Raw genomic sequence first — 12,679 nt, forward strand, 5'->3', positions numbered from 1 at the left:
ATCATAGATGAAAATGATTATCAATATCAATTATACATATGATAAAGGGAGAGATTAAAGCAATGGTCAAATCGATGTACCGGTATTTCGCATTAACGATTGCAATTATTTTAGCATTCGGAGCGGTTCCTTTCACTGCGGCCGCTGCAGGCGCGATCAGCGTCGTCTTGGACGGCAATAAGATTTCTTTTGACGTGCCGCCGCAGAACATAAGCGGACGTACGTTAGTTCCTTACAGAACGTTAGCCGAAAAAATCGGAGCCAAAGTAAGTTGGGATCAAAAAACCGGGAAAATAACAGTGCTTAAGGGGAAAAAGACTGTCGTGCTTACCGTGAACAGCAAAGTAGGCACGGTAGACGGTAAGGCGGTCACCATGGACGCAGCGCCTGTCATCCAAAACGGAAGGACGCTTGTCCCGCTGCGGTTCCTTGGAGAGTCGCTCGGTCTGTGGGTAAGCTGGAACGCAGCCGCAAAAACAGTTTCGGTCGAGAGCAAAAAGACAATCACCCACGCAATGGGTAAAACGGTATTAAGCAGCGTTCCGCAGCGTGTAGTCGTATTGTTTAACGGAATGGTGGACATTTCATTAACGTTGGGCGTTAAGCCGGTGGGCGCTGTAGAATCTTGGGTCCAACAGCCATGGTACCACTACTTGAGAGCGGACATGGGCGGCGTCAAAAACCTCGGTAATGAAAACCAGCCGAATTTAGAAGCGATTGTAGCATTGAAGCCGGACTTGATTATCGGATCCAAACTGCGCCATGAAAAGATTTACAACCAATTATCCGAAATCGCCCCGACGGTCATGACAACAGACGTCTTTGATTGGAAAACGAATATGGAGATTGCGTCAAAAGCATTGAACAAACAGGATGAAGCTGCAGCTTTTATGGACGATTGGAATAAGCGGGTCGCGAAGTTCAAATCGAAAATGGGCGATAGACTCAAAACCGAAGTATCCATCATTCGTTTCCAGCCCGACGGAAGCGCACGGTTTTATGTCACCGGATTTGCAGGCACTATCCTTCAGGAGCTTGGCCTCGCCCGTCCTAAAGCCCAACAAGTCGAAGGGAAGGTCGTCGTTGGCTTAAGCTCGAAAGAGCAGATACCAATGCTGGACGGAGATGTTATATTTGATATTACATCTGACTGGGCCGGCGATGAAAAATCGTTCAAATCGCAGCAGGATTGGACTTCCAATCCGCTCTGGAATAACTTGAAGGGCGTCAAAAACGGCAAGTATTATAAGGTTAACGACGTCACTTGGAATATGTCCGGCGGTGCGACGGCAGCTAAAATGATGATGGATGATCTGTACTTCTATTTCGATTTGGAGTAATTCGGATCAAGCAAGGAATCACATAAGCGGCATAAAAGAATGAGTGATTGCGCTCATTCTTTTATGCGTATTGAGACTGGAGAGAGGTAAATGGGGAACGTTTTACCGGGGGCTACAGCCAAAAGTCTGGGGATTGTTATCGGTGCCCTCCTGCTGATTGTTTGTATTTACTCAAGTATCGCTCTAGGAGCGACAAAGGTCGGGTTCAGCGACGTCGTTCAATCGTTTACCCATTACGATGAAAGCTCGAACAATCAAATTATCATCAAAACTTCCCGTATGCCGAGAGCGTTTATCGCGGCAGCAATCGGAGCAAGCCTGGCAATTGCCGGGGCACTTATCCAGGCCATTACAAGAAATCCACTGGCGGACCCGAATGTGCTGGGCATCAACTACGGCGCATCATTTTTTATTGTCTTTGCGATAACCGTGTTGTCCGTCTCATCGACGTCGTCATTAATGTGGATTTCTTTTTTAGGGGCGGCGGTCGGAGCGGCTGCTGCCTACCTGCTTGGATCGGTCGGCCGGGACGGGTTGACGCCGTTAAAAATCATTTTGGCGGGTGCGGCATTGAGCGCATTATTTTCTTCCTTTACACAAGGCATGCTTGTCCTTGACGAGCAAGGCTTGAATGATGTGCTGTTCTGGTTAACAGGCTCTGTTGCGGGACGGACGATGGAAATGCTGTCCGCCGTTTGGCCGTTCATGGCTGTCAGCTGGATCGCCGCACTGCTTATCGCAAGGCATATCAATGTATTAACGATGGGGGAAGATGCTGCCAAAGGACTCGGACAGCGAACGCTGGCGGTGAAAATCGCAGCCGGTGCGATTATCGGCATACTTGCAGGATGTTCGGTTGCCATTGCGGGCCCGATCGGTTTTATTGGAATGGTCATCCCGTATATTGCCCGTTTTTTTGCCGGTACCGATTATCGTTGGATTATACCGTACAGTGCCATACTTGGAGCGATACTACTTCTTCTTTCCGATATTGCGGCCCGGTTCATCGTTATGCCTGAAGAGCTTCCAGTCGGCGCCGTGACGGCGATCGTCGGAATTCCCTTCTTCATCTACGTTGCACGAAAGGGGCTCGAAAAATCATGAAGCATTTTTCTCCGCTTCGTCCCGGCAAACTGCCGGTTTCGATATTCCTTCATAGAAAAACGTTCTTGATTACGGTCGCATTAATCCTGGCCAATTTAGCGGTTCTTATCATTAGCACGGGCTTGGGCGATATGAACATTAGCCCGATTGACGTCCTGAAAACGATCTTTGGTAGAGGAACCGACGATCATACCATTGTAATCCATACATTGAGATTGCCGCGTATTATTGCCGCCTTTTTAGTTGGAGCATCGCTTGCCGCGGCGGGAGCGATTCTGCAAGGCGTGATTCGTAACCCTCTCGCTTCTCCGGATATTATAGGGATTACGAGTGGAGCGTCCGTCGCGGCGGTTGCATTCATTACCTATTTTTCAGAAGTCAGCATCAAATGGCTTCCGGTCGCAGCCATGGTTGGGGCCGGGATCACATCGATGATCATCTATTCAATGGCATGGAAGAAAGGTGTCACGCCGATCCGTCTTGTGCTTATTGGAATCGGTATGAACTTTTTACTGGTATCGTTAACGAAAGTAATGCTCGTTTTAAGTCCGATATATTCGTCAAGCGAAGCATACATATGGTTAACCGGAACGGTATATGGAACAAGCTGGGAAATGGTCTGGGCGCTGCTTCCCTGGACGGTTTTCTTTATACCGCTCGCAATGGTGAATGCGCGCAACGTAAATGTTCTGCAGCTTGGCGATGATGTTGCGGCGGGCGTAGGCAGCGCCGTACAGCGCCAGCGATTTGTATTGATGTGGATTAGCGTGGCGCTTGCCGGAAGTGCAGTCGCCGTAGGCGGCGGGATCGCGTTTATTGGCCTAATCGCACCGCATATGACCCGCAGAATGGTCGGCCCTTCATTCGGAGGCGTGCTGCCCGTATCCGCATTAATCGGCGGCTTGATTGTAGTCGTTGCGGATCTGATCGCAAGAACGGCTTTTATTCCCTATGACATTCCTGTAGGCGTGTTTACCGCAGGGGTGGGTGCGCCATTCTTCATTTATTTGCTCTATCGGAACCGAAATTCCCGGTCATAACACCACGCGGTTTTCTGAAAATGTAACTACAAAGGCATTTGACTTTTTAAACCGTTGTAACTATAATGATTACAACGAGAGGGTGAACCTAATGAGAAAAATTAGCTCGAGGTTTTCCGTTGCTGGTAATCGGACAGCTTAAAAAAGCGGGTCTGGTAAACGTTCGGGCTGGAGTAGGAGGAGCATCATTGCGAAAGGATCCGAGTGAAATTACTCTGCTCGATGTATATAGAGCGGTGGATGTCGTGGATCATAACGAGCTGTTCAACTTTCACGAGCATCCGAATCCGAACTGTCCGGTCGGCGCCAACATCGAGGCTACTTTACGCGGTGCGATGATAACGGCACAAGAGGCAATGGAAAGGGAACTGGCTCAAGTGACTGTACAACAGCTGGCTTATAAACTTATAAACGAAAAAACAAGCTCCTAAGCGAGCTATTTTTTTCAATAGCGTTGTAACCAATATGGTTATATCACTCTCGGACTTTGGTTGTACCACTATACTTAGGAGGAATTAAAATGAAAACAACAAAAGAAACGTTATTGGTTACAGGAGCAAGCGGAAATTTGGGCCGGCTGGCAGTCGAATGGTTACTTCGGCATTATAATGGACCAATTATTGCGACAACGCGTAATCCTGAGAAGCTTTCGGAGCTTTCCGGCCGCGGCGTTACCGTTCGCAAAGCCGATTTCGACAAGCCGGAGACGCTTGAGGAAGCTTTTGCCGGTGCACAGCGTCTGCTGCTTGTCAGTACGGATGCGATAGCCGTCTCAGGTTTACGAATGAAGCAGCATACGGATGCTGTGCAGGCTTCGGTGAAAGCTGGAGTGAAGCATATCGTATATACATCGATTCCAAACCCTGAACCGGGCTCGGCATGCTTAATTGCGGGCGACCATTACGCTACTGAAGAAATGATTAAGAACAGCGGCTTGTCTTATACGATTCTTCGCAACAACCTATACGCGGATAATTTGCTCCCATCGCTTCCGCAGGCAGTTGCTACAGGACACTATGCTACGGCAGCCGGCGACGGCAAAACGGCATATGTAACCCGTCAGGATTGCGCGAATACCGCAGCGGCGGCGCTTGCTTCCTCTTCTACGGACAAACAGATCGTAGACGTGACTGGCGCCGAAGCGCTTTCCGGCAGCGATATCGCACAAATTGCCAGTGAAATTACAGGAAAGAGCATTCAATTCGTTTCGCTAGAAGCGGCACAATTGGTTGGCATTTATGAATCCGTCGGTATTCCGAACGGATTTGCACAAGTATTAGTTTCTTTCGATACAGCTTCCTCAAAAGGTGAGTATTCGCAAACGTCACAGACGGTTCAACAATTGACAGGCAGCGCTCCGGCAAGCGTTAAGCAATTTTTAACCGACAATAAACAATTGTTTGCGAGTGCCGAGTAATCATTAATGCTTTATAAAATGAAGCGATCAAGGGTCATTTTAGCCCTGATCGCTTCTTTGTTTTGTTTAAAAGTTGGCTTTGAGGGGAAAATAAGGCAACTCTGCACGAAGAAAGGCAAGAAAAAGATGAATGCCACCGAAAAGATATCGGGAAACCAGCTTGGCTTCTTAATATTTACTTTTGTAGTCTCCACGCTGATCTTATCCGTTCCCGGCGTGATGGTTGCGTTTGCCAAGCAAGATGCCTGGATGTCGGTATTCCCTGCTTCAATTACAGGAATTATAAGCATTGGGGTAATGACGACACTTGCTAACCGCTATCCAGGATTGACGATAATGGAATACAGCACTAAAATCACCGGAAAATGGTTGGGGAAAATATTCGGGTTTTATTTCTCTTATTATTTGTTTTTCTTTATTTCTAGTACAGTTAACGAGCATGCCGTGTTTATTAGAACGGTTCTATTGCCTAGAACGCCATCGTTCGTTGGGATCGTTACGATATTGATCTTAGCCGGCCTTGCTGTATTCTCCGGAATTGAGGTCATCGGAAGATGCAATGAGTTTCTTCTGCCGATTATCATCGCTTTATTGATTCCTCTCTTTATTCTATCGATTGGGGATGCAGACCCCGGGCAGCTGAAGCCTGTTTTAGGAGAAGGAATAATGCCCGTATTGAAAGGGGCGGTCGTCCCCTCCGCATGGATGAGCCAATTCTTTTTCATGGGATGGCTTCTTCCTTATTTGAATCAACCGCAAAAAGCGCGCAAGGTCTCGTTCATTGCACTTTTGTGCATGATTGTTCTTATCGTGATCATTGATCTTGTAGCAATTATGGTCTTTGGACCGATATCAGGCAGATTGAACTTCTCGTTTTTAAGAGTCGTTGAATACATTGGTCTTGTCGGATCCTTGGAACGTATGGAGGCACTCGCCGTCTCGGTATGGATTATGGGCATTTTCGTGAAGGTATCGGTGCTGCTGTATATGTTTTGTCTTAGTGTAAGCCAAATGTTCAACATCAAAAATTACCGGGCAATCGTCTCCCCGGTAACTCTTTTATCTATCATTGGATCGGTTTGGATTTTCAAAAGCGCGGCCGAGTTTCAAGCTTGGATTACGCTTACCTATCCGGTTTTGGCTTTCTTTACACAAAGCCTGCTGCCATTGTCGCTTCTCATCATCGATACCCTAAGAAGGAGTATGGATAATTCACTTTCCTAGAATCATTTTCCCGATCGGTTGAAAAATCATTTCGTATGGGACAACCAGGCTTGGTATCGCAACTCCTGCCAGGAGGAGGGAGCCGAGCACAGCGCATACTGTCATTAAGCCGCCGTATAGGGCGGCTTCTTTTTTTTGTTGCTTTCTCAATAAAGACTGAATTCGAACTAATGACATCACGGTAACAAAAACAATATATAAGCCAATTTGAGCAATCATTACTTCTTGATCTCCTTTTCTTCCAGCAATAGAGGAGGACCTGCCATCCCTGTGTCTCTTATAGTAATCTTTACTGTCAAGGAGACATCTACCTCCGGAAACTGTTGATCCCACTTCTCTCTCAACAATTTCCACTGCTTAGGCTGATCCCGGTATATGGTTTGGCCAAAACCTATAACATCCACTTTGTATTTCTTTTGGGCTTTGGTTAATAAACCCTGGACGTCGGCTTCAACTGATTTCTCCAAAGCAGCTTGCACAAGCTTGAGGTTCTCTGATTGACCGATATCTAACTTGGTATTATTTTCATATAGACTTCCATTCCCCTGCAGCAGGATATGAATTTTGATCCTGCTGCCCCGCACATCTGCGGTGATCTTACGCTTGGAATCGGTTAATACCATACCTACATTCCCGTTATCTCCGGGAATAGTGGCGGTAATTCTTCCGATTTTCATCTTGTCCAGAACCCAAAGTAATCCTCGGGTTTCCTTATTATTCAAGAAGCCGGCTAGTTTAAAATCTTTAAAAACCGCCGCTCCTGCCAGCCGAAATATTTTGTTCGCGCTATCTTCCATTCCTTTGGAGGGAACTGCCCCCTCTATGACACCCATGACCGGGTTAATTCCTTCACTGGCTGCTGCTATAAACAAATCCCGTATCGTAACTCCGAGTCCTGCTTTAGAGACTTCCATTTCCCTGACCGCTTCGGAAGGAACCTGCTCAAACGGATAACGGATTTTTAAGATTTCTCTGCCCTCATTTCCCTTTGCAACCATAATAAATGTCCTCAGTCTGGTGCGCGGATCACGGCTAAAGTGATCCAGCACATCTTTTATCCCATGTCTGGCAAGCGGCTCCCCTACAAAAACAACGCTGCGATGGGCATAAAATAATCTGCGGGATAATTTATCCTGTAGATTTCGGATCACTTCGCTGGAATTTTTGCCAACTGCCGATATCATGAAATATTGTTCTTGCTTGCGTGACTTTCCCGGACCGCCTTGTGCCGAGGGAGGAATTGCGATTTGAACAGAGCCCATTATGTTCCCGTCATCCGTTAAGTCCATCGCTGTTCCCATCACGAATGCAATATCGTTAATTTCGGTACGGTCCCAGCAACCGGTTGTGATCAATACGATTAAAAGCAAGCCGATGTACATGAATGGCTTCATCCCATGCTTCCTTTCTTAGGGCTGATGGACAAGTGTTCTAATTTCCCCCTGATGGCCGGTTTCCTTGATTCGAATTGGATGGCTGTCCTTGGCGGACATTTGCCGAATTGTTAGTGCCTGCGGTCGAAGAACGCATAGCTTCAGCTTCCTCCCATATAGGTGCGCTGATCAATACATCCTTTAAGCTCTTATACGTAAGAGGGCCTAGTGGTGTAAAATAGGGAGTGCCAAACGAGCGAAGTGCAGTGACATGTAACAGGGTACCCAGAAACCCGAGCACTATTCCATATAACCCCAGCGTTCCCGCCAGAAGGATCATCGGGAAGCGCAATAATTGGATTCCATTTGCAAAATTAAATCGTGGGACGGTAAACGATGCAATACCAGTGGTCGCTACGACAATGACGACCGGAGCCGAAATAATGCCCGCCTCCACTGCCGCTTGTCCGATTACCAAAGCTCCTACGATGCTTACCGCTTGTCCTACCTGTCTCGGCATTCGAACCCCTGCTTCCCGAAGCGCTTCAAACATAGTTTCCATTAATAGCGTTTCGATCAAGGCCGGGAACGGAACCGCCTCCCTGGCGGCTGCGATACTAAGCATAAGGTTGGTTGGAATCATCTCCTGATGGAAGGTCGTGACAGCAACATACAAGGAAGGCGCGAATATCGAAATGAAAATAAAAAGAAAACGAATCCACCGGACAAAAGTAGCGAAGATAGAACGATTATAGTGATCCTCACTTGCCTGCAGACCAGTCCAGAATGTCATAGGAACAAGAAGCACGAAGGGGGTAGTGTCGACGAGTATGGCTATTTTCCCCTTCAATAGTCCTGCAGCTATGACATCCGGCCGTTCTGTGCTGTTTACTTGTGGAAAAGGGGAGAGTGGTAGATCCTCAATAAATTGCTCGATATAACCTGATTCGAGTACCCCGTCAATCTGAATGCTGGTTACCCGCTTTCGAACTTCCTCAATTACATTATCGTCAGCTATTCCATCCACATATGCAATAACCACTTCAGTTTGCGTAAGCTCTCCAACCGTATAAGCCTCCATCTTCAATCGCGATGTTTTGATTCTGCTCCGCAACAGCCCCATATTCGTTGAAATATTCTCAATAAAACCGTCTCTAGGGCCGCGAAGAACGAGTTCTGAAGGAGGTTCCTCAGGGTTTCGTTGAACTCTCCCGTTAACGGCAACGGTCATTGCCCGGGTATCCTCTGCTGCCAAAATGGCTACTTGACCGATTAATAGATGACGAACAATGTCAGTAACTTTTGATGTTCTTTGTATTTTTCCGAGGGGGAGAACCCGATCATCCACACCTTCAATTTCATCAGGTGCAGAATCGTCATGAGAGGCATAGCCGGACATTAATGGCCGGAGTACATGATCGTCTAGATTCGTATCGTCGACCAAGCTTTCAAGGTAGACGATTAGCCATTGCGTATGCCCGGAAATATGGATCTTACGGAAAATAATATCGGAACAGTTTTGGAAAACCTGTTTCAAAATCAGCTCATTTTGCCCGATATCTGAAGTCAATTGGGCACTCTCGTCGTCTACAGACGGAAGCTCTTTCATCACTTGTGGTTTACTGCCCGTCCATTTCCTGAACATTTTCAATGTAGTAGCCCTCCTTGCAGACTGACAATGGGGTGTGTATATTATTCCATTTCTTGAAAAATGTATTCTTTGAGAGATCGATTTTGATAGGAGGGGTTTACTCCTCATTAAATGGTGAAATGAATTACAATCGGAAGTTTTTTAGTAAACCCCTTTTTTGGACATGAATAGGGAGGCGAACTTGGTCATTATGGAAGTTTAGCGAAGTCTCCGGGCAATGTGATCGGCCGTTCGAATGGCGAGCGCAATGGTTGTCAAAGTCTGATTTTCGGCTCCAGTGTCAGGCAAAGCACTGTTATCCGCGACATAGAGACCGGATATTCCATGGATCTGCCCGTATTGGTCAGCGACCGAAGTGGCAGGGTCATCTCCAATCCGGCACGTGCCCGCATCATGATGCAAATCCCCGAGAGGGGTTAGACAAATGGGCGGTCTTCCGTTTTGGGAAACTAGACGTACGCCTGCATTCGCGGCAATGCGCCTTATCCCGCCCGACATTATGCGAACAACGTCCCAATCAGTTTGACTTAAGCTAAAATGCACCTGTATTTCCGGGACGCCATATTCGTCAATTTTGTCTGGATTCAGTGTAACCCGATTTTCGTATCTGGATTCGAGCTTGCCATATCCATAGAAGTTGACATTCGTTATGTCCGTTAACGGCCTTTCTACCGCAACGGGATACCAGTAGAAAGCTTCCGGCCCTGTCATTAGCACGGAGTACGGATTTACTATTGTTTGCGGTATCATGATGTTCAAGGGCCCCAAAGGGATCGGGAAATCAGCCGTGCTTATGATCCCTGTTGCCTGCACGAAGGTTTGATTCGTTAAATAGTGCCCAAGCGCCGGGTTTTGAATGCCCGAATAAAGCAGCAGGCGGGGCGTTTCATAGGTGCTTGCGCTGCAAACTACCGTTTTGGCTCTCAGGGTATAAGCGGTTTTATCCGGAGACATGACCTTGACACCGAAGACTTTCCTATTATCATGGATAATCTGCACGGCACGGGCGTTGATCGCCAGATCGAACGGTCTCAGATTGAGCGCCCTGGCGAGCAGGGAAATAGAACTCGTGAACATATCGGTATGGATCTGTCCGAACGAATGAGGCACAATATCGGCCGCGACCGGAAGGGGCGCTGCTTTGGAATAGCCGCGCATCCACAACCGCTCCAGTAATATTTCCGTGAAAGAAGAGCCCTCTGCAAAGGAGTTTGTAACACGCATGACTTCCTCGGCAACCCCATAGTAGCTTTCCATCTCATGAATCGGTACAGGCCATTTCGCTAAATCCCACTCATGCATTCGGGGTGAAAATGCATACCAAAATAACGTTCTGCCTCCCAGCGCAAATAGCTGCCGTGCTCCCGGATATTCCGGATCGGCACCAGGCAGCGGCTTGGATAAGTGAGTAAAATACGCAACTAGGCGTTCTTGGTTCATCGTCGACAGGTTACGTGCTTGCGTCGGAATATACTGGTCTCCCCGATCAATGATGCCTATCCGTTTCCCTTGCCTTTTCCATTGTTCGCATAATCTCCAAAGGACAGATCCTCCGCCGGCTCCGGTACCGATAATCAACACATCATATTCCTCTTGAGCCATCTGTTCCAAAGGCGTGAGGGGAATCCAGTTATTAAGCGGTTCTGTCGGCACGACCTGGCAAGTCGGAAGAGGACTCCCCGCCATAGCGCTCGGACTGATGCTCATATCCTGTTCAGCTGTGGAAGGAAGATATACCGGCTGGCCGGTGATCACATGATCGGGATGTGCAATATGTGGATTGAGCATGAAGAGGTCCTCAATAGAAACACGGTTTTTATCCGCGATCGTTCTGAGTGTGTCACTCTCATTAGATATCCATATTTTCAATGAAGTCACTCCCATCCAAATATAAGAACGCATAGCATTTCAACGTATCCATCCTATTTATATTTAATCCGGAGGGAGTTTTTTTATGTCAGGCAATACCGTTCCTGCTTAATAGTAGAAAAAAAGCTGTCCCAGGTCGATGACCTTTGGGACAGCTTCTATCAGAATATAAAAAAGTATAAAGTTCGTGCGTAGCGCAAGCCGTTTACGCTTGTGTTAGAACTTTGACTGCTGATTGCTGCACTCCTCGTTCCCGTCTCCGAGCGACGCCGGAAGCATAAGCGGCTTGGATGACCGCTTCCTTCACTTTCTCGGCGACATGCGGATTGAATACGCTTGGAATAATGTAATATTCATTCAATTCTTCCTCGGTAACGACCGATGCGATGGCATGGGCGGCAGCCAGCTTCATCTCCTCGGTGACGCGTGAGGCGCGACAGTCCAGCACACCCCGGAACAATCCCGGGAAGCAAAGCACGTTGTTGATTTGATTCGGATAGTCCGACCGTCCGGTCGCCATCACGCGCACCAGCCCTTCGGCTTCCTCAGGAGCAATTTCCGGCGTCGGGTTAGCCATGGCAAAGACGATCGGATCCTTCGCCATTTTGCGGATATCGTCTGCCTTCAAGACGCCGGGCGCCGACACGCCAATGAAGATATCGGCTCCCGTAATGACGTCGGATAGTACGCCCTGCTCGCGTTCCGGGTTCGTATGTCCGGCATACCAATTCCATGCATCGTGCTCATAATCCCGGCCGCTCACAAGCGCACCGGCGCGATCGACACCAATAATGTTGGTGACCCCTGCGGCAAGCAAAATCTTGGTGCAGGCAATTCCGGCCGCACCGACGCCGTTAAGAACGACTTTGCAGTCCGGGAGCCTTTTTCCCGCCAGCTTCACAGCATTTAAGATGCCTGCCAGCAGGACAACGGCTGTTCCGTGTTGATCGTCGTGGAAAACCGGAATGTCGAGCTCCTCGATCAGCCGCCGTTCGATTTCAAAGCAGCGCGGTGAGGAGATGTCTTCTAGATTTATGCCGCCGAAGGCCGGTGCGATCCGTTTGATCGTAGCGATGATTTCTTCCGTATCCTGCGTATCCAGGCAAATCGGGAATGCATCGACGCCTGCCAACTGCTTGAACAGCATTGCTTTTCCTTCCATGACCGGCATGGCCGCAAGCGGACCGATATTGCCGAGCCCGAGCACCGCCGTACCGTCCGAGACGACGGCAATCGTATTGCGTTTAATCGTCAATGTATGCGCACGGCCGGGTTCTTCATAGATGGCCATGCTGACGTTCGCAACGCCAGGTGTATAGACGCGCGAAAGATCGTCCCTTGTCTTGATTGTCATCTTCGGCGTTACTTCGATTTTACCGCCCAAATGCATGAGAAACGTCTGATCGGACACCTGAAGCACGTGCACACCAGGCAGTTTATTTAATGCGCTTACAATTAACTCTTTGCGATGAGTTTCGGAAATATTGACGGTAAGATCCCGAATCGTCGTTGTCTTACTCGTTCCGCTTACGTCGACGGCGACGATATCGCCGCCCGCCGCGCCGATCGCAGTAGCGATTCGTCCGAACGTAGTGCTGTCCTTGTCCATTTCCAAGCGAAGCACGATGTTGGTGCTTGCAGCTGCCGGCATTGCCATATTG

Annotated in this window: 10 protein-coding genes and 1 pseudogene; 6 read left to right on the top strand and 5 right to left on the bottom strand. The window is 48.2% G+C overall.

Annotated features, from left to right (window positions below):
* The first annotated feature begins 62 nt into the window (after positions 1–62).
* From DFP97_RS24390 to DFP97_RS24415, 6 genes and pseudogenes are all read left to right on the top strand, one after another.
* Positions 63–1,340 carry a stalk domain-containing protein gene (locus DFP97_RS24390; RefSeq protein ID WP_181873666.1) on the top strand — a complete coding sequence of 426 codons (1,278 nt, stop codon included), beginning with the start codon at positions 63–65 and terminating at the stop codon, positions 1,338–1,340.
* A 90-nt stretch (positions 1,341–1,430) separates the two neighbouring features.
* On the top strand, positions 1,431–2,444 hold the full coding sequence (locus tag DFP97_RS24395; protein WP_114383236.1) for a FecCD family ABC transporter permease: 1,014 nt from the start codon (positions 1,431–1,433) through the stop codon (positions 2,442–2,444).
* Complete coding sequence (locus DFP97_RS24400) at positions 2,441–3,484, top strand: FecCD family ABC transporter permease (RefSeq protein WP_114383237.1); 1,044 nt, start codon at positions 2,441–2,443, stop codon at positions 3,482–3,484. Before DFP97_RS24395 ends, DFP97_RS24400 begins: the two co-directional genes overlap by 4 nt.
* 125 nt (positions 3,485–3,609) lie before the next feature.
* Positions 3,610–3,915, top strand: a pseudogene (locus tag DFP97_RS24405) (Rrf2 family transcriptional regulator); the annotation flags it as partial.
* Positions 3,916–4,004: 89 nt separating this feature from the next.
* A complete protein-coding gene (locus DFP97_RS24410; protein ID WP_114383240.1) occupies positions 4,005–4,901 on the top strand; it encodes an SDR family oxidoreductase in 897 nt (298 codons plus the stop codon).
* Positions 4,902–5,027: 126 nt separating this feature from the next.
* Positions 5,028–6,125, top strand: a complete 1,098-nt coding sequence (locus DFP97_RS24415) for a GerAB/ArcD/ProY family transporter (RefSeq protein WP_181873667.1) — start codon at positions 5,028–5,030, stop codon at positions 6,123–6,125.
* Here the strand turns inward: DFP97_RS24415 and DFP97_RS24420 are convergent.
* From DFP97_RS24420 to DFP97_RS24440, 5 genes are all read right to left on the bottom strand, one after another.
* The gene (locus DFP97_RS24420) at positions 6,114–6,344 is read right to left on the bottom strand and encodes a hypothetical protein (protein ID WP_114383243.1); all 231 of its coding nucleotides are present in this window, start codon (positions 6,342–6,344) and stop codon (positions 6,114–6,116) included. The two genes, DFP97_RS24415 and DFP97_RS24420, sit on opposite strands and share 12 nt — an antisense overlap.
* Positions 6,344–7,519: a Ger(x)C family spore germination protein gene (locus DFP97_RS24425; protein ID WP_114383244.1), complete on the bottom strand. Its 1,176-nt coding sequence runs from the start codon at positions 7,517–7,519 to the stop codon at positions 6,344–6,346. Before DFP97_RS24425 ends, DFP97_RS24420 begins: the two co-directional genes overlap by 1 nt.
* Before the next feature lie 37 nt (positions 7,520–7,556).
* A complete protein-coding gene (locus DFP97_RS24430; RefSeq protein ID WP_114383271.1) occupies positions 7,557–9,143 on the bottom strand; it encodes a spore germination protein in 1,587 nt (528 codons plus the stop codon).
* A gap of 204 nt (positions 9,144–9,347) precedes the next feature.
* Positions 9,348–11,027: a GMC oxidoreductase gene (locus DFP97_RS24435; protein WP_425453558.1), complete on the bottom strand. Its 1,680-nt coding sequence runs from the start codon at positions 11,025–11,027 to the stop codon at positions 9,348–9,350.
* A 196-nt stretch (positions 11,028–11,223) separates the two neighbouring features.
* Positions 11,224–12,675, bottom strand: a complete 1,452-nt coding sequence (locus tag DFP97_RS24440) for an NAD-dependent malic enzyme (RefSeq protein WP_114383246.1) — start codon at positions 12,673–12,675, stop codon at positions 11,224–11,226.
* Positions 12,676–12,679 lie beyond the last annotated feature (4 nt).

The sequence above is a fragment of the Paenibacillus prosopidis genome, assembly GCF_003337375.1.
In the GTDB taxonomy this organism is placed as follows: Bacteria; Bacillota; Bacilli; order Paenibacillales; family Paenibacillaceae; genus Pristimantibacillus; species Pristimantibacillus prosopidis.

Coding starts and splice junctions, on each gene's coding strand:
- DFP97_RS24390 (WP_181873666.1), top strand. CDS start 63: ATGGTCAAATCGATGTACCGGTATTTCGCATTAACGATTGCAATTATT.
- DFP97_RS24395 (WP_114383236.1), top strand. CDS start 1,431: ATGGGGAACGTTTTACCGGGGGCTACAGCCAAAAGTCTGGGGATTGTT.
- DFP97_RS24400 (WP_114383237.1), top strand. CDS start 2,441: ATGAAGCATTTTTCTCCGCTTCGTCCCGGCAAACTGCCGGTTTCGATA.
- DFP97_RS24410 (WP_114383240.1), top strand. CDS start 4,005: ATGAAAACAACAAAAGAAACGTTATTGGTTACAGGAGCAAGCGGAAAT.
- DFP97_RS24415 (WP_181873667.1), top strand. CDS start 5,028: ATGAATGCCACCGAAAAGATATCGGGAAACCAGCTTGGCTTCTTAATA.
- DFP97_RS24420 (WP_114383243.1), bottom strand. CDS start 6,344: ATGATTGCTCAAATTGGCTTATATATTGTTTTTGTTACCGTGATGTCA.
- DFP97_RS24425 (WP_114383244.1), bottom strand. CDS start 7,519: ATGAAGCCATTCATGTACATCGGCTTGCTTTTAATCGTATTGATCACA.
- DFP97_RS24430 (WP_114383271.1), bottom strand. CDS start 9,143: ATGTTCAGGAAATGGACGGGCAGTAAACCACAAGTGATGAAAGAGCTT.
- DFP97_RS24440 (WP_114383246.1), bottom strand. CDS start 12,675: ATGGCAATGCCGGCAGCTGCAAGCACCAACATCGTGCTTCGCTTGGAA.